The sequence below is a fragment of the Metamycoplasma sualvi genome (genome assembly GCF_045276925.1).
Lineage (GTDB): Bacteria > Bacillota_I > Bacilli_A > Mycoplasmatales > Metamycoplasmataceae > UBA710.
Map to the genome: position 1 here is coordinate 48,046 of NZ_CP174167.1, position 23,901 is coordinate 71,946.

At 24.3% G+C, this 23,901-nt stretch carries 17 protein-coding genes, 2 tRNA genes and 1 pseudogene; 15 read left to right on the plus strand and 5 right to left on the minus strand.

The window, feature by feature from the left end; genetic code table 4:
- Positions 1-6 precede the first annotated feature (6 nt).
- The 4 genes from ACJA29_RS00220 (at position 7) to ACJA29_RS00235 (ending at position 1,357) form a co-directional block, all read left to right on the plus strand.
- Positions 7-345, plus strand: a complete 339-nt coding sequence (locus ACJA29_RS00220) for a thioredoxin family protein (protein WP_406602627.1) — start codon at positions 7-9, stop codon at positions 343-345.
- Positions 326-1,153: a Cof-type HAD-IIB family hydrolase gene (locus ACJA29_RS00225; RefSeq protein ID WP_406602628.1), complete on the plus strand. Its 828-nt coding sequence runs from the start codon at positions 326-328 to the stop codon at positions 1,151-1,153. Before ACJA29_RS00220 ends, ACJA29_RS00225 begins: the two co-directional genes overlap by 20 nt.
- A gap of 50 nt (positions 1,154-1,203) precedes the next feature.
- Positions 1,204-1,277: transfer RNA gene (locus ACJA29_RS00230), tRNA-Cys, on the plus strand.
- A gap of 3 nt (positions 1,278-1,280) precedes the next feature.
- Positions 1,281-1,357: transfer RNA gene (locus tag ACJA29_RS00235), tRNA-Arg, on the plus strand.
- A gap of 34 nt (positions 1,358-1,391) precedes the next feature.
- Here the strand turns inward: ACJA29_RS00235 and ACJA29_RS00240 are convergent.
- The 3 genes from ACJA29_RS00240 to dnaE are packed head-to-tail and all read right to left on the minus strand — an operon-like array spanning position 1,392 to position 5,757.
- Positions 1,392-1,958, minus strand: a complete 567-nt coding sequence (locus tag ACJA29_RS00240; RefSeq protein WP_406602629.1) for a DUF402 domain-containing protein — start codon at positions 1,956-1,958, stop codon at positions 1,392-1,394.
- An 11-nt stretch (positions 1,959-1,969) separates the two neighbouring features.
- A complete protein-coding gene (locus ACJA29_RS00245; protein ID WP_406602630.1) occupies positions 1,970-2,851 on the minus strand; it encodes a 5'-3' exonuclease H3TH domain-containing protein in 882 nt (293 codons plus the stop codon).
- Between the two features lie 2 nt (positions 2,852-2,853).
- Positions 2,854-5,757 carry a DNA polymerase III subunit alpha gene (gene dnaE / locus ACJA29_RS00250; protein ID WP_406602631.1) on the minus strand — a complete coding sequence of 968 codons (2,904 nt, stop codon included), beginning with the start codon at positions 5,755-5,757 and terminating at the stop codon, positions 2,854-2,856.
- A gap of 55 nt (positions 5,758-5,812) precedes the next feature.
- Here dnaE and ACJA29_RS00255 point away from each other — a divergent pair, with 55 nt between their 5' ends.
- The 6 genes from ACJA29_RS00255 (at position 5,813) to ACJA29_RS00280 (ending at position 13,999) form a co-directional block, all read left to right on the plus strand.
- Positions 5,813-7,186, plus strand: coding sequence for a hypothetical protein (locus ACJA29_RS00255; RefSeq protein WP_406602632.1), 1,374 nt, complete (start codon positions 5,813-5,815; stop codon positions 7,184-7,186).
- 351 nt (positions 7,187-7,537) lie between these two features.
- A complete protein-coding gene (locus ACJA29_RS00260; RefSeq protein ID WP_406602633.1) occupies positions 7,538-8,476 on the plus strand; it encodes a hypothetical protein in 939 nt (312 codons plus the stop codon).
- A 49-nt stretch (positions 8,477-8,525) separates the two neighbouring features.
- Complete coding sequence (locus ACJA29_RS00265) at positions 8,526-9,593, plus strand: MMOB1630 family gliding motility ATPase complex subunit (protein WP_406602634.1); 1,068 nt, start codon at positions 8,526-8,528, stop codon at positions 9,591-9,593.
- Positions 9,593-10,243 carry an MMOB1640 family gliding machinery internal complex protein gene (locus tag ACJA29_RS00270; RefSeq protein WP_406602635.1) on the plus strand — a complete coding sequence of 217 codons (651 nt, stop codon included), beginning with the start codon at positions 9,593-9,595 and terminating at the stop codon, positions 10,241-10,243. Before ACJA29_RS00265 ends, ACJA29_RS00270 begins: the two co-directional genes overlap by 1 nt.
- Positions 10,244-10,260: 17 nt before the next feature.
- A complete protein-coding gene (locus ACJA29_RS00275; RefSeq protein WP_406602636.1) occupies positions 10,261-11,868 on the plus strand; it encodes an MMOB1660 family gliding motility ATPase complex subunit in 1,608 nt (535 codons plus the stop codon).
- Positions 11,858-13,999: an MMOB1670 family gliding motility ATPase complex subunit gene (locus ACJA29_RS00280; RefSeq protein ID WP_406602637.1), complete on the plus strand. Its 2,142-nt coding sequence runs from the start codon at positions 11,858-11,860 to the stop codon at positions 13,997-13,999. The genes ACJA29_RS00275 and ACJA29_RS00280 overlap by 11 nt, the downstream gene beginning before the upstream one ends.
- 150 nt (positions 14,000-14,149) lie before the next feature.
- On the opposite strand, the gene ACJA29_RS00285 is transcribed toward ACJA29_RS00280, so the two are convergent.
- Both ACJA29_RS00285 and ACJA29_RS00290 read right to left on the minus strand, forming a co-directional pair.
- Positions 14,150-14,986, minus strand: a complete 837-nt coding sequence (locus tag ACJA29_RS00285; RefSeq protein ID WP_406602638.1) for an IS30 family transposase — start codon at positions 14,984-14,986, stop codon at positions 14,150-14,152.
- A 33-nt stretch (positions 14,987-15,019) separates the two neighbouring features.
- Positions 15,020-15,070 (minus strand): annotated as a pseudogene (locus tag ACJA29_RS00290) (hypothetical protein); the annotation flags it as partial.
- Positions 15,071-15,315: 245 nt separating this feature from the next.
- Here ACJA29_RS00290 and ACJA29_RS00295 point away from each other — a divergent pair.
- The 5 genes from ACJA29_RS00295 to ACJA29_RS00315 all read left to right on the plus strand — a co-directional run bounded on the left by ACJA29_RS00295 (position 15,316) and on the right by ACJA29_RS00315 (position 23,887).
- Positions 15,316-18,873 carry a leucine-rich repeat protein gene (locus ACJA29_RS00295; protein ID WP_406602639.1) on the plus strand — a complete coding sequence of 1,186 codons (3,558 nt, stop codon included), beginning with the start codon at positions 15,316-15,318 and terminating at the stop codon, positions 18,871-18,873.
- Between the two features lie 73 nt (positions 18,874-18,946).
- Complete coding sequence (gyrA, locus tag ACJA29_RS00300) at positions 18,947-21,673, plus strand: DNA gyrase subunit A (protein WP_406602640.1); 2,727 nt, start codon at positions 18,947-18,949, stop codon at positions 21,671-21,673.
- Between the two features lie 5 nt (positions 21,674-21,678).
- Positions 21,679-22,518, plus strand: coding sequence for a methionyl-tRNA formyltransferase (gene fmt / locus ACJA29_RS00305; protein WP_406602641.1), 840 nt, complete (start codon positions 21,679-21,681; stop codon positions 22,516-22,518).
- Positions 22,519-22,526: 8 nt separating this feature from the next.
- Entirely contained in the window at positions 22,527-23,210 is a 684-nt protein-coding gene (locus ACJA29_RS00310) for a hypothetical protein (protein WP_406602642.1), read from the plus strand.
- A gap of 56 nt (positions 23,211-23,266) precedes the next feature.
- On the plus strand, positions 23,267-23,887 hold the full coding sequence (locus ACJA29_RS00315; protein WP_406602643.1) for a hypothetical protein: 621 nt from the start codon (positions 23,267-23,269) through the stop codon (positions 23,885-23,887).
- The last annotated feature ends 14 nt before the right edge of the window (positions 23,888-23,901 follow it).

Below are 23,901 nucleotides of genomic sequence, written 5' to 3' on the forward strand. Positions count from 1 at the left end.
TTGAATATGAAAAAACAAATGTTTGAAATAAATTCATTTAATGAATTAGAAAATATCATTAAATCTAATAAGGGTATTTTATTAATTGATTTTACAAGTCCAGCATGTGGTCCATGTTTAATGTTGACTCCTGTTTTAGAAAAATTAGTAGATGAAAATATTTGTTCAGTGGCATCAATTAATATTTTAGAAAATCGAGAATTAGCAAGAGAATTTAAAATATCAGTTACCCCTACAATTGCAATTGCAAAAGATAATAAAATTATAGAATCATTTTTAGGATATCAACCTTTCGAATCATGAGTGGAGATTATAGAAAAAATAAATGCAAGTCACAACAAATAATAGAACTTTTAATGTAGAAGCTTTCTTTATTGATTTAGATGGCACATTATTTGATAAATGAAATAAAAAAATATCTAAAAAAAATATAGAGGCAATTCATGCAATTCAAAAAGATATTCCATTTATCATTTCAACAGGAAGATCATATAGTAATAAAGTAAAAAAAATTATGCATTTACTAAATATTAAGTATGCAATATGCCAAAACGGTTCTCTTATTGTTGATGATGAAGGCAATGTTATTAAGAACATTACTTTAAATAAAGAACAAGTAACTAAAATTGTAGATATTACAAGACAACAGAGATTAGGATTTACAATAAATTCAGAATTTTTAATTTATTCTAATTATTGATTATTTGCTCCTTTTAGATTTTTATGAAGAAAAAAATGAAAACCAATTAAAAAATATCAATATAAGGAAAATGTTGTAAATAAAATTGTTATTGCTGGTTTAATTAGAGCAAAAAAAGTTTGAAGCTTATCAGAAAAAATTCGCAAAGAGGTTTCAGGTGTTAGTGTTAAGACATCAGGAAGAGACAAAATAATTGAAATTACAGATAAAAGTGCCACAAAAGGGAAGGGTGCACAATTAATTGCTAATATTTTGAATATTAATATTGAAAACACTGTTCACATAGGTGATAGTGAAAATGATACAACTACTTTAAATAAAGTAGGAGCTTTAATTGCTGTTAAAAATAGTTCTATAAAATTATTAAATGTAGCAACACATATTGGCCCAAACCACAAAAGAGGAGGGGTAGCAAAAATTCTAAATGGTGAATTCTTAGAAGTCAAGCATTAATTTTGTTGTTCTTGATATATAATTAAGAATTAAATATAGTTTGAAAAAATGGCACCATAGCCAAACGGCAAGGCATGGGTCTGCAACACCCTGATTACCGGTTCAAATCCGGTTGGTGCCTCCATATGCGCCCGTAGCTCAATTGGATAGAGTGTTTGGTTACGGCCCAAAAGGTTGAGGGTTCAAGTCCTTCCAGGCGCGCCATATATTTTATTTTAAATACCAGAATAAGTAAATTTTAATCATCTGTGTGGTTAAAATTTTTTTTATCAATTTCTTTCATCATTATTAATGATTCAAATATTTGATAAACATAATATTCATCAAAGATATCTTCTCTATTTTGATATTTTTTAGCTATTTCAATTAAATTTTGATAAATTACATCAATGATATCTGAGTTATACCATTTAATTTTATTTCTTTCAAAATCATAATGATCTACTATTTGAAAAGGTTTTCCTGGATATATTTTGACATCAAAATCAAAATCAATATATTTAATTGTATTATCTTCAAAATAAAAAGGACTTGCCAAATTAATGTAATAGTGAAGTCCACTTTTTCTTCATAGAATTGTCAAATTGAAAAAATATTTCTTAGAAAAAAATCAAAGTGTAGGCTCTTTAATAATTCATTTTTGATCTTTATTTTCAACAACTTTTGTTTTATATAAAAAACAACAAACATAGTTGTTATCATCACTTATAACTTTAACACCATTTCATTGACGATAAAGTTCACCATTATATTTAAAAGCTTGTATATCTACAAACTTTTGATTTAAATTATCATTTTCCATCATATACAAAATAATTATAAATTGTTATTTAAATTACTAATGATATTTAAAATTTTTTTTAAATAATATTTATTTAAAATATTTACAACATCTTTATTTTGTATATTCTCAATTTTAATAAACATATCATCTAAATCGTTTGACATATTTACATTAGTATTTAAAGTAGCTAATCTTTTACACAATAATGCTTGTTCTTTATTTTTGCTAAATAACTCTTGTTGTTTTGGTGTTAATTGATCAATATTTAAATAAATATTTTCAATATTTTCGTATCTTTGCAAAAGATCGATTGTTTGTTTTGGTCCAATTCCTGTTATGCCAGGTAAATTATCCGAATTATCTCCTGCTATACTTTTGTAATCAAGGATTTGTTTTGGATAAAAATTAAAGATTGTATAGAAGTTATCCATATTAATTTTTGCATACTTATCTTTAATGTTTTTATCTTTATTTTTCATAATAATATTTACATTATTATCAATTAATTGCAACAAATCTTTATCTTCTGAAAAAATATCTATAATAAAATCATTTTTATATCTAATGCACAATGTGGCTATTAAATCATCAGCTTCATCACCACTTAAAGCACCAAAAGAAATTTTCATAGTTTTTAAGATTTCAAAGATAATATCTTTTAATTTATAAAGATCTTCAGGTGCTTTTTTTCTTCCAGATTTATATTGACTATATTCATTATGTCTTCATGTAGGTCCGATAGCATCAAAAGCAAAAAATACATATTGATAATTTTCTTTTTTAAATATTTCTAAGAAGGTATTAAAAAATAAATGAATCCCCATATTGATGGGTTGATCTTTAACAATAACTTGCGCCGCATAGAAAGATCTAAAAAGCAATAAATTACCATCTACTAATAAAATTTTTTTCATAATTATTCAATTACCTTTCATTCATATAAATTTGTGTAGATTTTATTATTTCTTGTACTTTTAATAATCGTTGCATATCCAATAGTATTCACTTTAATTTCATCAAATATATGTTTATATTTACTATTAAACCAAATTTCTTCTTTTCCAGAAGAATCACAGACTTCAATAAAATAAGATGTTGATTTAAATTTAGTATTTGTAATTTCCTTTTTCTTTGTAACTAATAAAGCAATTTTATATTCAACACCTGGTTTTAAGTTAATTAATTTATCTTGAGATTCAAATTTAGAAGTTATAAAAGCATTAAAAATCATTCCTAGATATTTAATTTCATTTTTCGATTCAAGTTCTAAATCTTCAGGGAAAACTTCTAATAATGGTTTTTTAATTTTGCTATCTAACATAATCTCATTAGTATTAGTATCTTTAAAAGAAGCGATGGATGCATAAGATAATGCTTTTGTTTTGTTGTTTATTAAAGTATTCATATTTCCAAAATCTCTTAAAGTATTTGATTCAATTAGAATATCAATAATTGAGTTATTTATATTAATTGTTTTCATTCTTGCAATAAAATCAAAAAAGTCTTGAAATTTACCATTATTTTCAAAATCATTTAATATTTTGTTATTAGCAACTTCTCCAAGCCCTTTAATAAAAGTTAATGGTAAATACATATTATTTTTTTTATCATGATAAATTTCTCTTGATATTTTATTAATTGAAGGAGAATTAATATTAAACTTCAATTCTTTTGCTTCCATTACTATTTTATTAATAGAATCTGTAGAATATGTTAAAGAGATAATTCCTATGTAAAAACATAGTGGATATCTAGCTTTCATATAAGCCATACGATAACTTAAAGTAGCATAAGCAACAGCATGAGATTTATTAAATCCATATTCAGCAAATTTAACAATTTCATGGTAAATCTTTTGTGCAACATCTAATTTATAATTGTTTTTTAAAGCACCTTTTAAAAATAATTTTTCCATTTCTAAAATATCGTCTTTTTTCTTTTTACTTATAGCTCTTCTTAAAATATCGGCTTTTGAAAAGCTTAACTTAGCAACTTTTTGGATTATTTCCATAATTTGTTCTTGGTAAATTATTATTCCATTGGTTTTGCTAATAATTTCATCATATTCTTGATTAATTGACTGAAAACTACTTTTATCATTTTTAACTTTTATATATTCCTGAATGTTTGAAAGAGGACCAGGGCGATAAAGGGAAATAACATCAACTAAATCATCAAAATTATTGATTTGAACTGTTTTTAAAGTTGCCATCATTCCAGGTGATTCTAATTGAAATATACCTAAAACTTTAGCATTGGTTAATAATTTATTAGTTTTATCATCATTTAAAGGTATTTGCTCAAAATCAAAATTAGGATCAAAAATTTGTTTAATATTTTCTTCAATTTTTTTAATAATAGTTAATGTTCTTAATCCTAACAGATCTATTTTTAATAATCCTCATTCTTCGATGTATTCCATTGAAAATTGAGTTACTTTATTATTATCTATATCCATAATAGGAATTAAATCGATAATAGGTTTATTAGCAATAACTACACCGGCTGCATGAATTCCTATTTGTCTAGGTAAAGATTCAATTAATAAAGAATATTGAAATAATTTTGTTAGAATCTCTTCTGAATCAATCAAAGCTTTAAATTTAACATTAGTATCATAAGATGTTTGTAATGAATCAGAACCTGAAATTAATTTAGTAATTTCATTCATTCTTGAAAAACTAATATTTAAAAATCTTCCACAATCTTTTAAAGCCTGCTTAGAACCTATTCTTTGATAAGTACATATTTGAGCCACATTATCAAAACCATATTTATTCTTTAAATAATTAATAACTTCTTCTCTTTTGTCATCTTGAATATCAATATCAATATCTGGCAAAGTTATTCTTTCTTCATTCAAGAACCTTTCAAAATATAAATTATATTTTAAAGGATTGATTTGAGTTATGCCAATTAGATAAGCAATTAATGACCCTGAAACTGAACCTCTACCTGGACCGATATATATTGAATTATTTTTTGATCAATTAATTAAATCACTTATTATTAAAAAATAATTTTCAATATTCATTTTTTTAATCACAGACATTTCATATTCAATTCTTGATTGAACAAGATTTCTATCATAATTAACAATATCTTTTCTATTATTTAATCCTTTTTTGATCAGTTCTTTTAATTCATTATATGGATCTTCACAAAAAGCAGGGAGCGAGATATCTTTAGAATTTTGAAAAGTTACATTACATTCATTAATTATTTTTTGAATATTTTGCATTTGTATTTCATTGATATCAATTTCTAAATTGATATTATAATCTTGATTTTCATCTAATTTAATTTCTTTTAAATCATTTATGATTTTTAATGAATTATAGAAACTTTTATTTAGAATTCTAGTATCTTTAACATATATATTAGAAGTTGGTAAATCTTTGTTATAAAAATATAAATTAGGTATTTTATTTTTGTATGCTTCTATAATGTCATGTTTAGCAAAATTGGGATTTAAAATAATAACTAAATTATCAGATAAAATATCTTCTATTTTAATCTCAATATTTTTGGATTTATTATATGCTAATAATTTTATTTTTTGAAAACCTTGATTATTTTTAGCAAGCAAAATAAATCTTACATTTTCCACATCCAAATCAATACCAAAAATAGGTTTTATATTATATAAAAAACAATATTTTCTAAAATCAGCAAATCCATGAACATTATTGTGATCGGTGATAACTAAAGAATTTAAATTATTTTCTTTAGCTCATTCAACATAATTTTTAATTTTAGTGGGACTTTCAAAAAAACTATATTCAGAATAAAAGTGTAAATTGATTATTTTATTATTCATATTCAAAATAATTATATTAAAATAATTTAATATATTATTTCTTGGAGGTTAACTAATGAAGATCAAAAAAATTATGCCTTTATTATCGGTTTTTTCATTAAGCATATTATCTCCTATTGCTTTTGCTGTTTCTTGTTCAAATAATCAAACAAATAATGAACAAGAAACAATTTCATTAAAAAATTACTTAGACTCATTTTTAAGCACAAAATTTCAAAGTGAAAATAATAATAATTTAGTTACTTCTTTTGTTAATCAAGCTAATAGAATAGAACCATTATATAGAATACTATTAGATGATTCTAATTTAATTAATACTTATTTTTCTGTAAATCAAGCATTATTAAATAATTATTTAACACAATTAGGATTTGATTTTAAAAATTATGACATAAAATTCTCTTTTTATTTTGATGCAATAGATTCATATGGCAATAATGGAAAACCTTCATTATCTGCAAATAAAAGTTCTATTCTAGTTCCAATATTAATTAATTTGACTAATAAAAGTAATAATGTTTCAATTACTAAATATATTAATTTTATGACTTTAGGAATAGAAAATGCTGTTGTAGATGATGTTGAAGATCAAGGATACAACGGATTGCAAGGAAAATCAATCACTTTTCAAAATGATAATCAAAATATTAAATTTAGATCAGTTCCTGTAGAAATGATTGAAAAATATTTAGATTTTATTTTGATGTTAGAAGATAATGATAATAATTATCAAAAACAACCAGTATATCAAAGTGATTCTAATAAATTAAAAGAATGAAAAGGAAAAACATTATCTGAAGTAAGACAAATTTCTCAAGCAATCATTCAACCTTCAAATTATTATTTTAATATGCAAAGTTTTGTTTATGAAATTAAAAATGCAACATTTTATGATAAGAATAGACACTATGCAAACTTTATTATGTCCATTTCAATCGATTCTTCTACTATATCACCAAAATTCTTAAGCGATGCTAAAGAAATTTATAATTTATCTTTTACACATGAATATACATCTATAGTAACTGAATGAGAATTTGCTTTACCCAATCAATCAGACATATCAGCATATGTTTCAAATAATCAAACTATATTAGAACCTTTAGTAGAAATGGCTAAAAGTAATATTTTTGTTTATATACCAAAAGTAGCAATAAGTCCTTTTGAAGCAAGAGAAATTGGTGTTGCAAAAATTGTTGAAAGATTTAATAGAAATGTACAAGATTTTATTCCTCCTGCACCATTTATTTATGTAACAAGCAGTGGCCAAGAAAGAGAAATCTCATTTGAAATAGAATCACTACAAGAATATGAATCAAATTCAGATGTAATTACCATTAATTTATTAATGGTTATTGATAAAGGTGATTTAAGAGCGACATCAACTTTTTCTAAAAATTTTAATATTAAAACATGACAATTCCAATAATTAGATAAAAAACAACAAAAAAAGCAAAAAAATGATAAAAAACACCAAGTTATACTATGTGGAAAACTTTTTTTGCTATTCCTTTTTGTTAAGTAAAAAGTACCCTTTTTTAAAAAAATGGTCTTTTTTTGTGTATTAAAATTGATTTTTATATAAAAAAATGTAGTTTTTTGAGAAATTCCTATAAAAGATATATAAAATTTAAATTAAGCTATTTAGTTTAAAAAATATGTATTGTCTAATGAACTAAAAAGCTTTTTGTACTTTTTTGAAATATAAGAAGTACAAAATGAACATTAAATATAAAATATAAAATTTTAGTGTTTCAAATCAAAATATAAGGAGAAATTAATGAGCAAAGATAAAGAAACTACTCAAAATAATGAAGAATTAGTTATTGTGAATAATAGTGATCTTGTTCCTGAAGGTCCAATTCAAATGGAAGATGTAATTGAAGAAAAGAAAATGAGAGATAACATTCAAAAAGCTGAGACAATGATGGTTGATGTTGATTTAGTGAAAAATAATTCAAATGTTTCTTTTCAATCAAAATCACAACAAGAAGGTAAAAAGTTTTCTGGTACATTATCATATGAAGATGTTTTATCTCAAACACAAGAATTGGTAGATATTAAAAATTCAGATATTGATTATGTAAACCAAGAAAGTAAACTAAGAAAAGAAAAAATTGAAGGTTTAACAGAACACTTTAATGATTTAAATGCTAAACCTTTATCTTCAATTGACTCATATGATAACTACAACCTAGTTTTAAATAAATCAATTTGAAACTACAATGAAATTGAACAAAGAAATACAAAATTACAAATAATGGATCTTGCACTTCAAACACAACTTTATTTATATGATGGCGAAGTTATTGAATTAAATGAAGTAAAAGAATTAATTGAAAATTTCATTGAAACTGTTAAAGATGATATTGTTGCTGGATATCCTGTAATTTTAAATTCAGTTTTAATTGTTGATATTATTCGTTTTGATAAATCAAAAATTATTCCTATAACAATAGCAAATCCAGCTTTAATTCCACCTATTGGAGTTGTTGAATGACAATCAATAGTTAAAAATGTAGGTAGAAACCATTTGGTAATTGAAGCATTTATTAAATTGTTAGATAATGCTTTAAGTAATGGTCATGAATGTGAATTCTTCCCTGGAACAGTTATGGTTAGAAATGCATCAGGAATAACATCATTATATATTTCAGAAGCTGCTGCTGTTAGATTTAATTCATCTATAAGCCCAATATCTCCAAAAAATAAAGAATAATTTTAAATTCAAAAATTTATTTAGATAAAAACAAAAAGGAGGTTCATAGATGAGTTATGTTCAAAAAAACATGAAATTCTTAAAAGGTAAAGAAAAAAGTTTACAGTTTTTTGAAAACTATTTAGATATATCTAAGTTAAGAATTTTACAAATCTTAAATGAACAACAAAAAATTCTTGATAATTTGAAACTAATCAAATATTCAAATCATGTATTTTTAGATCAAATAAATCAAAAATTTTTTAAAGGACAAAAAACATTTATTGAAGAAGACAATAAATCAAAAAATAAAGAAGAAATATATTTCTTAGTTGATTCTAAAGAAAATGACGAATATGCTGAAGTAATATACAAAAAATTAGAAGAAATTCTAGAAGCTAAAGTAAAAAAAACAGATTCAGTTGTAACAATAGGAAATCGTGTAAACTTAATTGCTCAAAAATTAGAGTTAAATATTATTCAACATTTCCCTTATGAACTTTATGAAAATCATAATGAATTTATCAATAAAGTTTCTACATTAGTAGAGATTGGATTCAAAAATGAAGTATTTACAGATGCAACATTAATTATTGCTCAACTAAATACTGATAATCATGAATTAGTAACTAAAAAATTAGCTCCATTTGAAAAAGAAGAAATTGATAAAACAATTTTAGAAAATTACAGAAATTCTTCAAAAAACAATTCAAATGAATCAATGATGTATGCAAATGAATCAATGAAAAATATCAACGTTGCATATGCGAGTCACTTACATGATATAGATATTAATGACATTTCTTTTATTCCAAATATTAGTTTTTTCAAATACAAATTAATCAAAGCTATTATTAAACAAAATATTGTAGAAATTAGTTTAATTGAAAAAATTCAAAGATTGAAATTAGAAATTCAATTGCTAGATGAAAAAAGAAATAAAATTCATGATGAATTGATTGTAATCCAACGTTTAGTAAATAGAGTTCGTAGAGAAAAAGAAACTGAATCATCAATTGTTTTATACTCAGCATTTAAAGTTAGAAGTCAAGGAACTAGCATTCTTGAAGAAAAAATTAGAAAGAAAAAATCTGAAGACACAGCTTTGTTAAAAACAGGTAGAGGAGGTACAAGATAATGCAAGAAAATTTATTATTATCTACTCCTACTGATCCTAAAGTTTTAGAAACAATTTTTAATGAAGGAAAAGAATTTATTTCAAAAGTTACATTAGTATCTATTGATTTCCCTCCTATTGAAATATTTGAAAATATCAATTCTGGCTCAAATCATAAAACTAATCAAACAATTTTTAACAAAAAACAAAATCAAGCAGTTATGTTTGATGTTGTAGGATTAATTGTTGATATATCCTTAAAACAACATGCAAATGTTAATGAATCATTAGACAATACTCAATTTGAAAAAAATAAACCAAGAAAAATATTTTTATTAGCTCAAGAAGTTATGTTTATCAAAGAAGAAAATAAAAAACTAATTTCTATTAATGGTAACTTCAGTGTTTTACCTGATGAGTTAATTGCAAATGTTTATGTAAATTTTTCTAAACTAAAATCAATTGATCTTGCAGAATTAGAAAGATATTTAGAATTATCTAGAGATGAAACAGCTATTAAAGCTTTTTATAAATTAGGAAGCTTCTTTACTGCAAAAAAATATGAAATCAATAATAATGTGTTTAGCTTAATCAAACACCAAGAAGAAGCGGAAACTGTAGCAAAAAAAGTTATCTTGAAAAAAATGGTAGCTTGAGAAATTAGAAAATAAGAGAGAAAGGAAAAAATATGAAAGAAAAAGAATTAACAATAATTTCTATCAAAGATGACATTATTGTTGTTGAAGGTCAACACTCTTATCAATTTTTTGAAGAAATTAAATTTGGAAAAGGAATTAATGGTATTGTAATCAAAGCTAACTTTTATCGTGCATATGTAGCTTTAGTTGGAAAAAATACTCAAGAAACATTAAAAGTTGGACAAAAAGCTTTTGCAACAGGAAAAGTATTTTCAGTTTCTGTTTTAAATAACTTTTTTGGGGCAATAATTAATGTTAATTCAGAAATTCTAGTTGAAGGTAATCCTGTAGATGTAGTTAAAGTTTTAGCTCAAAAATTTGTTTTATCAGAAGCAAAACCTCTTTATGCAAGAAAAGAAGTTAATCAACCTCTTCAAACAGGAACAGTAGCTATTGATGGGATCTTACCAATAGGTAGAGGACAAAAAGAATTAATTGTTGGAGATGCTGTTACAGGTAAAACATCAATTGCTATTACAGCTTTAATTTCACAAGAAAAAACAAATGTTTTAAACATTTATGTAGCAATTGGTAAAAAACGTGAAGAATTAATTGAAATTAGAAACGTTTTAGAGAAAAAAGGTGTTTTACAAAAAACAATTATTATTGGTACAGCACCAGATGATTCAGCTGCATCAAAATTCTTAGCACCTTATTTTGGAGCTTCAATTGCTGAATATCTACAAGAACAAGGTGAAGATGTTTTAGTAGTATTTGATGATTTAACAAACCACGCTGATGCATATAGAGAATTATCATTATCAACAGGATCAGCACCAGGTCGTGAAGCATTCCCTGGAGATATTTTCTATGTACATTCAAGATTATTAGAAAGATGTGGAAGATACCAACCAGAATTTGGTGGAGGATCAATTACAATGATTCCTATTGCTCAAACATTGGATGGAGATATTTCAGGATATATTCCAACAAACATTATTTCTATTACAGATGGTCAAATTTATACATCTGTAGATATATTTAATGAAGGTAGAAGACCTGCTATTGAAATATCAATTTCAGTTTCTCGTCTAGGATCTCAAGTTCAAACAAAATCAATGCAAAGAGCAACTTCAGGACTAAAAAACTTAGTATCTGAATATGAAAACTTCAAAAAATTTGCTTCATTTAACTCTAATATTTCTGAAAAAGATCGTGAAATAATTGCAAAAGGAAAAGCATTTGAAATTATTATTCAACAAGATGAATATGAAGTAGTTTCATTAGAAGTTACATCACTATTATTCTTAATGTTAAAAAATGGTTTCTTATCATTATTCTTCAATGAAGCTGTGGACAAATCAAATGAATTATTAATTGTTTTAAGAGATATTATTAAAGTATTCTTTGAAAAAGATGTTTTAGGTCAAAAATTAATTAAAATCGTTAATGAAAAATCAATTGATGATGAAGTTGTTGGACTATACATGAAACACATTATTTTACCATTGGTAAAATACCACTTATTATCAGAAAATAAATGATTAAGAAATAATCCAGAATTTGTTAAAGTGTTCAAAGATATTAGAAATGATGGTAGAGTTCTTCTAGCATATGAAAGAAGAGGTCTAGAGAAAGGAATAGCTTATGAAATTTAATGAAGTGTATAAAACAGCTGCTGATCGTAGAAAATATTTAGAAGCTTTTGATTTTATCAACTTAAAAAAAGCTGCTAAAATTGGAAAAATCACAACATCAAACATAACAAATAAACAAGACTTAATTAAAAAAATTCTTGCTTTTGATATTAAAAACAAATACTTAATTTGTAAAACAATCTATGAAAACCAAGAAGAATATGGTAAACCAAAAATAGATGATGTTGCTGTTATTAAAACAAAAGAATTAGAAGCTGCAAGAATGAAAAAATTAGAAGAAAACAAAAGTACAAATACTATTTTGTTAGAAAAAACTGTTAAAAAAGTTGAATCAACAAGAACAGGAAAAACAAGAACAATAAAATTAGATACTAATACTAAAAAATTAGATACTAATACTAAAGAAACAAAAGCAAAAGAAAAAACAGAAGAAGTAGATTTAGTAAAAACAACTGAAGATAATTCACAATTTAAAGTTTACAAAATGGAAGATCTTGCTTTAATGTTAGATGCTCAATTAAATGTTATTGCAGATATGTTAAACATTCCATCAAACGAAAGAACAGAAAAAACAAGATTAATTGCAGCTATTATTAAAGCTCAATCATCAGATGAATTCTTAAAAAGAAAAGAAAATGTTAATAAAAAATTCAAAGGAACAAATACTATTAAACCTTTAGAACAAAAAGGTTATGTAATCAAAGGTATTGTTTCAGAAGTAAAATCTCAAGTTTACAAAATTCAAATTATTCAAGCATCTGAAAAAGTTGCTATTGGTTCATCATTTGAAGCAACCTTACCAAATGGAGAAACAAGAGTATTAGAAGTATCAGAAATTATTAATGACAAATTAATTTCAGCATTCGTTTTAGGACCTGAAGAAGGATTGGCAATTGGTCAAGAAGTGCGTTCAAAAAACCAACCATATTCAATTAAAATTTCACCAAAAATTTTAGGTAGAGTTATTGATCCGATTGGAAGAGTATTAGATGATCCTAGTCATGCACTAGAAGGTAAACAATATGCTCCATTATATGTAACAGAAGTTAACCAAAAAGATAGATATAAAATTATTCCTAAAACAGAATTATTAGAAACAGGAATTAAAGTTATTGATTTATTAATTCCTATTGCAAAAGGTGGTAAAACAGGATTACTTGGAGGAGCTGGAGTTGGTAAAACAGTTATCGTTCAAGAATTAATTAACACTTTCATTAAACACCATGATGGTTTATCTGTGTTTACAGGGATTGGTGAACGTATTCGTGAAGGTCATGAATTATGACAAGAAGCTAAAGAATTGGGATTCATTGATAAAACAACATTTGTTTTTGGTCAAATGAACGAATCTCCTGGATTACGTTTAAGAGCAGGATTTACAGGAGTTAAAGTAGCTGAATACTTCAGAAATAACTTAGGTAAATCAGTGCTATTATTCATTGATAACGTATTCCGTTATGTACAAGCTGGTTCAGAGCTTTCAACACTTTTAGAAAGAACACCTTCAACTGTTGGATATCAACCAACATTGGTTTCTGAAATGGGAAGATTACAAGAACGTATTAACTCATCATTAGATGGAGATATTACATCTATTCAAGCTATGTATATCCCTGCCGATGACTTTACAGATCCAGCTCCTGTTGCAACATTTGCTCACTTTGATTCAACAATCATTTTATCTAGAGCATTGGCTGCACAAGGAATTTATCCAGCTGTTGATCCTTTAGCAAGTTCATCAAAATTATTATCAATTAAATTTACTTCAAAACGTCACATTACAATAGCAAGAAACACAACACAAATTTTAAATAAATTGATCAAATTAGAAGAAATTATCAATGTTTTAGGATTTGATGCTTTAACAGATTCTGATAAACAAATTGTTGAAACAGGTAGAAGATTAAGAAGATTTATGACTCAACCATTTACAATCAGTGAAAAATTCACAGGAACACCAGGAAAATTTGTTAAATTAGAAGATACATTAGATTCAGTAGAAGCAATTATTTCAGGACAATTCAATCATATTCCTGAATCAACATTTGCTTTTGTTGGTGGATTATCAGAAGTTATTGAAAAATTCAATTCTACTCAACAAGTTAATGTACAACAACAAGTTTTAAAATAATTTAAAATAAAAAAACTATAGAAAAAGCTTTTAACTAAGCTTTTCTTTTTTGTAATGACAATTGCAACACTATATCTATTATAAAAAAGAAATGTTTAAAAATGAAAAATTGAAATTATTAATTTCAAATTTGATCTATTAATTTTAAAATTAATTATTTATTTTATTAAAGACATCATAACTTGATTTCCAATTAAATATTTCTCTGGGCATTTTATTAATTTTATTTTGGGTATCTAAAATATCATTATTAGATAATAAAGAAAAATCTGTTCCTTTTTTTCAAAATCTTCTAATGATTCCATTTACATGTTCATTTGATCCTCTTTGATAAGAAGCAAAAGGTTCGCAAAAATAAACAATACATTTTAATCATTTGGCTAATAAACCAATCTTAGAAAATTCAATTCCATTATCAATGGTTATAGATTTAACACATAAATTATTTCTTTTTATCAATTGATAAACTTTTGAATTTAATTTCATAGGGTTTTTAGATTGAATTTTTTCAATAAAAACCATTCTTGTTTGTCTTTCTTGAAAAGTTATTAGATTTTCAAACCCATGTTCTCTTTTTCCAATAATTAAATCCATCTCTCAATGACCAAATTCTTGTCTATTATCAATGTATTTAGGCCTTGCTCATATAGGGATTATAAGAGAATTAGTGAATTTAGAAAATATTCCTTTCTTTCTTTTTCTGCCCTTAAGATAATATTGTCTTAACAAATCTTTTCTTTTAATTTCTCATCGATTTGATTTAATTCAATTATATATTTGTCTTCATGTAATTTTAGTTGTATTATTTTGTAATTTATAATAAGTTGTCTTAATTCCTGAATATCTTTTATCAAATTTTTGGATAAACTGATCAGTGAATTTTTCATATTTTAATAAATACATTGAATGATTATGTCATCTTCTTCTAATAGTTTTTTCTTGCGCTACATTGTGATCATAAAAACCATCAAAGGTATTTCTTTTCAATTCACGAGATATTGTGGATTTAGATCGTTTTAGTGTTTTGGCAATTTCAGAAATTGATTTTTGTTTCTTGATTAAATAAAATATCTATTAAATATCTCTCGTTATGAGATAATTTATTTTGGTTATTTAACATCTTTTCTTTTCCTTTCCTTAAATGAATGAATAGTACAGAGGGGAGGGGTTGGAAAAGATTTTTTTATAAAAAAAATCACAATCCAACCTCTAATAATTTTATAAATTAATTAGTGTTGCGATTGTGATTACAATTTGGGAAAGCTTTTAACTAAGCTTTTTTTTATTTTTCTTTAAATTAAAATATAATTTAATTTATGATGAAAAAAAATATCATGTATAAAAAAATAGTGCTTTTTTCATTTTTATCTTTATCTCCATTAACGATAGCAGCAACCACAATTTCTTGTGGGTCTAGTGACAATAATCAAAAACCAAGCGACAATAATCAAAAACCCATAGTTACTAATGAATTACAAAAATTATTAGAAGAAGATAAAATAAAAATTAGTCCTAATTCTTTAGGGATACCTAAAACATATTTTAAAGATTGTTTAAATAATGATTTAGAAAGACAAAAATTTTTCTATATTCAAAAAAATGATTTAAACTTAAATTTAAAATTAGAAGTTTTATCTCAAGGATTTTTAATTGAAGATAGTAATATTACAGCAAGATTAAAACTAACTAATTTAGATAATGGAGAAGTTTATGAATGACTTTTTCATCATCAAGGTTATGGATTTAAAACAGAGGATGAATATGTCAAAGCAGTTAGTGATTATATAAGTCAAAATATTTATTTAAAAGAAGAGTATCAAAATAGTAATTTAATTAATTTATTGAAATCTACTCCTATAAATAGTGAGTTTATTCAAAAATATATTGATCTTGACAAATTAAATAGCATTATTGTTGGAATCAATTTTCAATTGCAAATAATATCTCAAAATTTGGATATGAATAATTACACAAGTTATTTTAAATTTAAATTAAAATTATCAAATTATTTAAATGAAGATGTAACACCTGCAACATCAGCTCATACACCTCATTTAAAAATGAATAGTGAAAATCAAATTACTTTTACAATTATTAATAATGATGATTTCAATAATGATCAATTGAATTTATCTTCTCGATATTTTGGAGAAACTTTAATAAGAATTGAAAAACCAGATGTTAAATCAATAACTATTAATAAAGATTTTTCTAGAAAAAATATTATTAATCAATTAGATTTTTCTTTTTTTGATTCTATTACTTTTGATTCAGAAGCAAGTTTTGTAGGAAATAATATTACAAGTGTTTTATTTAATCCCAATGCTACTTTAAATAATTTAAAAGCAAATTTATTTACAACTAATTATATTAATGAAGTAACCTTAAGTTCTCATATTACTAATTATGATCCTGAGTGTTTTGATAAATCAACTATTATTTATGGATTGGATAATTTAGATAATATTAATTCATTTTATGATTCAAACAAAAATTTAAGATTAGATATTATTAAAGAAGATGATCCTGAAAGAGAAAATAAATTAAATTACATTTTAAAAGTAATAACTCAATTCTTATCATTTGGTCAAAACAAAAGTATTAATAGTGTATATTTACCCTCATTTAAAACATCCATTTTAAATAATTTTAGTATTGAATGCAATGAAGTCATTTTTACTGAAAATGCTAGTCAAACAGCATATGAATTTGAAAATAACATAAGTTCTTGAAAAATAAAAAATATTAATATTCCTAATTTTATTATTAGTATTAATAAATATTATTTACCTTCATTAGCTGTTATAACAAGAGAATTTAATGATGCTATTACTACTTTAATAAAGAATAATTCTTTGACTATTAGTAAAAATACAAATTTAAGTTTTAACAATCAATCTTTAATAAATATCATTAGTACTTTAGATAATTATTTTTATTCATTTAATTCTAACCCTTTACCAATTCACAAAATCATTTTTGATGACTTTAGTTTATTAAATTTAAGTTTTTCATTAGATTTTTTTAAAAATAGTAATTTCACAGATAAAGAAATTAATATTTCTTCTAAAGTTGCAATGATCGATTTCAATACTTGAAATAAATTTAAATCATTATCTCAATCTGCAAATGCTACTCTAAAGAGAGAATCTTGATTAGATGCAACAATTTTAGATGATAAACAAATTTTGCATTTGGACATGTTTTATCAAAATGAAAATATTAAAACCAATCCTAATTTAAATTATTTTTTAACGGGATATGAAAATAAAATTTCATCTATTGATTCATCTAATATAGACACCATCAAGCAATCAACTTTTGATAATTTAACTAATTGATCTCATCTTACAATTACTCTATCTTCTAATATTCAAACAATTGAAGCAAATGCTTTTAATAAATCAGATTTACAAATAACATTAGCAAGTGATTTTAATCCAACAACTATTTCAGATAATGCTTTTGCTTATTCTCAAATTACAGGAGATTTAAATTTTACTAATTTATCCCAACTAGGAATAGGAGCTTTTAGTAACACTAAAATTACATCTATTAATTTTAATCAATTAACACAAATAGCTGATTCAACTTTTAATTATTGTTCTGAATTAGTTACAGCAACATTACCAAATGTTACTTCTATTGGTAAATATGCTTTTAATTATTGTTCAAAATTAACATCATTTGATTTTACTAATATTGAAAAACTAGATAATTATGCTTTTGCATATTGCTCTAATTTAAAAAATGATATTCGTTTAAAAGATGGTATTGTTTTAGGACAATATGTTTTTAATTCAATATCTCCTGAAATAACTATTTACAATTTTGATTTTTCAAAATATAATGTTTTTGGTAATTTATTCAATCCAACCACAAGTATTTTTGCTCAAATTTTTGCATCAGAATCTTTTGAAGAATTAGCAGCATTTTTTAATTTTGATTTAACTACAAAAGTATGAGATATGTCTTCTCTAACTAATATAAATTGACAAGATGCTAATTGAATTAATAAATTTTGATTATTTGCTAATGAAATTAAAAAACGTGAAGAATATCGAACTATTAATCATTTCATTTTACCTAATGAAAGTGATATCAATAGTAATTTTCAATATTTCTTTAATTCAAGTTTTACAATCAAAAAAATTACTTGAAGTGATCAAATAGGTAAAAACATAATTGATAAATTATCAAGAAAATTTTCTAATGCAAGAATTGAATCAATAGATGAAAATTTCTTTGTAGGAGCATCTTCAATTCCAACTAATTATTTAGTATCTACAAATCTTCAAATATCACGATTAAATTTTCAAGGTATTACTTCTGTAGGAGATAATGTTTTTGCTTCTTATCAAAATTTAATTTGCACAAACACTTCAGACATCAAAACAATAGGTTCAAACTCATTTAATGCAACTGTTTCTTTTGAAATAGGAACAAATGTTAAAGTACAACAAAATTCTTTTGGAAAAGCTGTTCCTAACCAAGGGGGAAATAAAATAATTAGAAAACAAATTTTTGATTCTTCATCAATAGGAGTAAATTACAATCAAATTTATAATCAAAAAACTAAAATTTTAGATTTTACAAAAATTGAATTATTAAATCCTTATGATGCAACTAAGTTAATACCTTATCAAAATATTTATCAATTTTTATTTGATCAAGATGTTGAAAAAATAATTTTACCTAAACTATACATCCTACCAAATAATTTATTTAATAATCTACACACGGTTCAAGAAATTGTTTTCCAAAGAGAAAATCAAATTATTTTACAAAATACCTTTCAAAATACTACAATCGTTAATAAACCAGTTCAAAATAGTACATCTATATTATTAGACCTTGATAATTTTTTTAATTAATATATATTATATATATATTAATTTCTAGTATAATTTTATAAATAACAAATAAGGTAATAATCTAGGAGTTTTTATGTTTTTTAATGATGAAGATGAAGATAAAAAAAATAAAGAAATAATTAATGATGATGAGGATTCAAAATATTATGATCACACAGAAGAATTAAAAGTTGTTTTTTCAGATGAAAGTGAAGTTAAAAAAATTATTATAGATGATGAAGAAGAAATCATTCCTCAAAATAATGAAGAATACAAAGTTAAGTCTCAGTTAATTGATGAAGAAACTGAATTTCTTGCTCCTATTAATGTTTCTCAAGAAATGAGAAAATCCTTTTTAGAATATGCAATGAGTGTTATTGTATCTCGTGCTTTACCAGATGCTAGAGATGGATTAAAACCAGTTCATAGAAGAATTTTATATTCTATGTCAGAATTAGGAGTTACTTCATCAGATCCATTTAAAAAATCAGCTAGAATTGTTGGTGATGTTTTAGGGAAATATCACCCTCATGGTGATAGTGCAATATATGAATCTATGGTTAGAATGGCTCAGGATTTTTCACTGCGTTATCCTTTAATTGATGGTCATGGTAACTTTGGTTCAATAGATGGCGATGAAGCAGCGGCAATGCGTTACACTGAAGCAAGAATGTCAAAAATTGCTAATGAAATGATTGATGGCTTGAAAAAAAATACAGTTGATTTTATTCCTAACTATGATGGTTCAGAACAAGAACCTACAGTTTTACCTGCAAGATTTCCTAATTTATTAGTTTCAGGTTCAGTTGGAATTGCAGTAGGTATGGCAACTAATATTCCTCCTCATAATTTAGGAGAAGTAATTGATGGTGTTATTGCTTTAGCTAGAAATCCTGAAATTACTATTGAAGAATTAATGCAATATGTTAAAGGTCCAGACTTCCCAACTGGTGCTACCATTTTAGGACGTAAAGGAATTATTGATGCTTATACAACTGGAAAAGGATCAATTATTACAAGATCTAAAACTCATATCGAATTATTAAAAAATGGTAAATCTAGAATTATTGTTACAGAAATTCCATATGAAGTAAAAAAACCGGCAATGATTGAAAAAATCGCTACTTTAATTAAAGATAAAAAAATCGATGGAATTGTAGATTTAAGAGATGAAACTTCTAGAAAAGGAATTAGAGTTGTTATTGAATTAAGAAAAAATGTAGTTCCTGAAGTAATGTTAAATCAATTATTTAAATTAACTAATTTACAAATTAATTATTCAGCAAATATGATTGCTTTAGTTAATAATGAACCTAAATTATTAAATTTAAAATCAGCTTTACAAGTTTATTTAAATCACCAAATAGATGTTGTTACTAGAAGAGTTCAATTTGATTTAGAAAAAGCTAAAGCTAGAGCTCATATTTTAGAAGGATTAAAAATTGCTGTTAATAATATTGATGAAATTATCAAAATTATTAGAAATTCTAAAACAGATGCCGAAGCTCAAGCTACAATGATGGAAGTATTTAGTTTATCTGATAAACAGGCAAAAGCAATTACTGAAATGAGATTAGGAAGATTGACAGGTCTTGCTATTGAAAAAATGAATGAAGAACTAAATGAATTAAATGAAATGATTAGAAATTTTGAGGAAATTCTTGCAAATCATGCAAAATTAATTCAATTAATCATTGATGAATTAACAGTGATTAAAGATAAGTATAGCGATGAAAGAAGAACTGAAATTGATATTAACAATTTTGGTGATATTTCAGATGAAGATTTAATTCCTGAAAAAAACATTTTAATTACAATGAGCGCTAAAGGATATGTTAAAAGAATTCCTTTAATTGAATATCGTGTACAAAAAAGAGGTGGAGTAGGTTCTTCAACTCAAACTACATATAGTGATGATGATGTTGCTAAAATTTTATCTACAACAACACATACTGATCTTTTAATCTTTACTTCTTTTGGAAAAGTTTATCGTTTAAGAGCACACCAAATTCCTGAAATGTCTAAACAAGCAAAAGGAATTCCATTTTTAAATTTAATTCAAATAGAAAAAGATGAAAGAGTTATTTCTTTATTAACAACCAATTCTTATGATGATGATGAATTTTTAGTAACAATTACTAAATCAGGGATTATCAAAAGAACACCAATTAGCCAATACCAAAGAATTAATAGAAATGGAAAAATTGCTTTAAGCATGCGTGAAGGTGATGAATTAGTTAAAGCTATGAAAGTAAAAGCTAATGACGAAATAATTTTAGGAGCATCTAATGGAAAAGTAGTTCGTTTCTCAGCTGATGAAGTAAGACCAATGTCTAGAACTGCAACAGGAGTTACAGGAATGAGATTTGATAATCCTGATAAAGAATATATTATTGGGGCTTCAAATACTTCAGAAGGTAATGTTGTTCTTTCAATTGGAGCTAATGGATTTGGTAAAAAAACATCATTAGCAGACTATCGTCAAACTAAAAGAGGAGCTAAAGGTGTTAAATCAATCAATGCCGAAAAATCAGGTTCATTGATTTATGTTGGTTTAGTTTCAGGAAATGAAGATATTATGGTAGTAACTAATAAAGGAGTTGCTATTAGAACAAGTTTAGATTCTATTGCAGATAGTTCGAGATCAACTAAAGGTGTACGGGTAATTCAAATTAAAGATAATTCAAAAATTCAGTCAGTAGCTATTTTAGATATTGAACATATTGAACAAGAAGTTGAAAAAGAAATATCAAGAACACAAGAATTAATGCTTAATAATATGAACAATACAAATTCTAATGACTCAGATGATAATCAATAATAAATATGAAAATTATATTAGCAGGTACTCCTAGTTTTTCTCTTGAAACATTTGAAAAAATTATTAAATCTTTTGATGTAGTTGCTCTAATAGCTCAACCTGATCGAAAAATAGGAAGAAAACAAATTTTGACACCACCACCAACTATTGAACTTGCTCGAAAACATAACATTAAAACATATCAACCAGAAAAAATTTCAGAAATATACCAAGAATTAGCAACATTAGAGTTTGATATTTTTTTAACAATGGCATATGGACAAATTATTCCCCAAAATATTTTGTCATTAGCTAAATTAGGTTCTTTTAATATTCATGCTTCTTTATTACCTAAATATCGAGGGGCAGCTCCTATTCAATATGCAATTTGAAAAGGAGAAACAATAACAGGTATTACTTTAATGGAAATGGTAAGTAAAATGGATGCAGGAGATATTTTTTTTCAAAAAGAAATCGCAATTTTACCCAATGATAATTATGATTCTTTATTAATTAAATTATCTACTTTAGCATCTGAAAATATTGTTGAATGATTGAATTTAATCAAAGAAAACAAATATACAAGAGTTGTGCAACAAGAAAATTTAGTATCATTTGCTCCCAAAATAGCTAAAGAAGATGAATTACTAAATTTAGATTCTATTGAAAATACAATCAATAAAATAAATGCACTTTCTTCACAACCTGGAGCATATATAATTGATCAAAAAACAAATAAAAGAATTAAAATCTTTAAAGCATCTAAAAATTCTATAAATACCCCAATTACTATTCAATGTACTGATGGAATCATTTATGCCCAAGAATACCAAATGGAATCAAAGAAGAAAGTAACTATACTATAATATTAATTATGAAAAAACAATGTATTATTTTTGTACTAAAAAATCATGAAGAATGATTAATAAAAAATATTGAAAAAATTCTTAAATTTAGAGAAAATTTTGATTTATATTTTGTAACAAGAGTTCAATCTGATCATGTTGATCGTCTTTTAAAAAATCATAATTTAGTTAATATTCCTTTATCTTATGATCCTGGATATTATAGTGCTTTATGTGCAGGATTTCAATTTGTACAAAATTTAAAATATCATACTTGAATCGAATTTGGTGAATGTGATTTAATTAGTCTTGATGAAATTAATAAATTTAATACTATAAATCAAGATTACAACCTTGAAAAATCTGTAATCTTTGGTTCTAGATTTACTAAATTTAATAAATTCAAAAAAAATAAAAAATATATTTTATTTTCAATTGGAAAAAAAATATATGATCCTTATACTAAATTTAGAATTTATAATGAAAATGCTTTTGAAGCTATGAAGTACTTATTCCAGTTTAATATGAGCCCCCAAAATTTTTTGAATTTAATTTATAAAAAACCCAATTATATTGAGGTTAAAATTAAATCTTATAAAAGAAGATATGATTTTAAACATTTTTTAAAGAAAATAGAGATCAAGTTTAAATTATATATATATGCTCTATTTGTATTACCTTACATTAAAAGAAATGGATTAAATAAATATTAAATATTTAATATAATTTAATAAAAATAAAATAAATTTGATTTTAAGAAAGGGATTAATTGAATATTGCAATTCCAGTTTTTTTCTTAATATTAACCATTCTATCATTTGTTTGATTTGGTTTTGCATTTAGAAAAAAAAATTTACCTACTTCAACAATAATAAATTGATTAGCAATCAATATTTTATTTATAGTCCTTTTTGTATATTTATTGATTTTAGGAATAGTAAAACAATTTCAACCTTCATTTGCATATGATAGTTTCAATTTTTTCCAATGAATAGCAGTTAGTATCTTTGGTATTAATGTTTTAGATTCAGCTTCTTGATTAATTTTAATGTTTATTTTAATGTTTGTAATTACATTAGCAATTTTAATTAATTCTTTAATCAAATTAAATATTCAAAACAAAAGAATCAATGATTTAAATCGTAATTTAGCAATTTTAAAAGGAAAAGTATCAATTGATATGAAAGAATTACATTTTGATACTTCAGAATTGTCTGCAGAAGAATTAAAATATTTATTAGAAGAACAATTAGCTAAAGAAAAATTAAAAGCAAAATATAAAAATAAATTTATTCGTTTAAACAAAACATCAAAAGCAGATGTTATGGTAGATACAAAAACATTATTAAACATTAACAAAAAAGATCAAGATAATACAAAGCATCATTAATTTAATATGGAGAT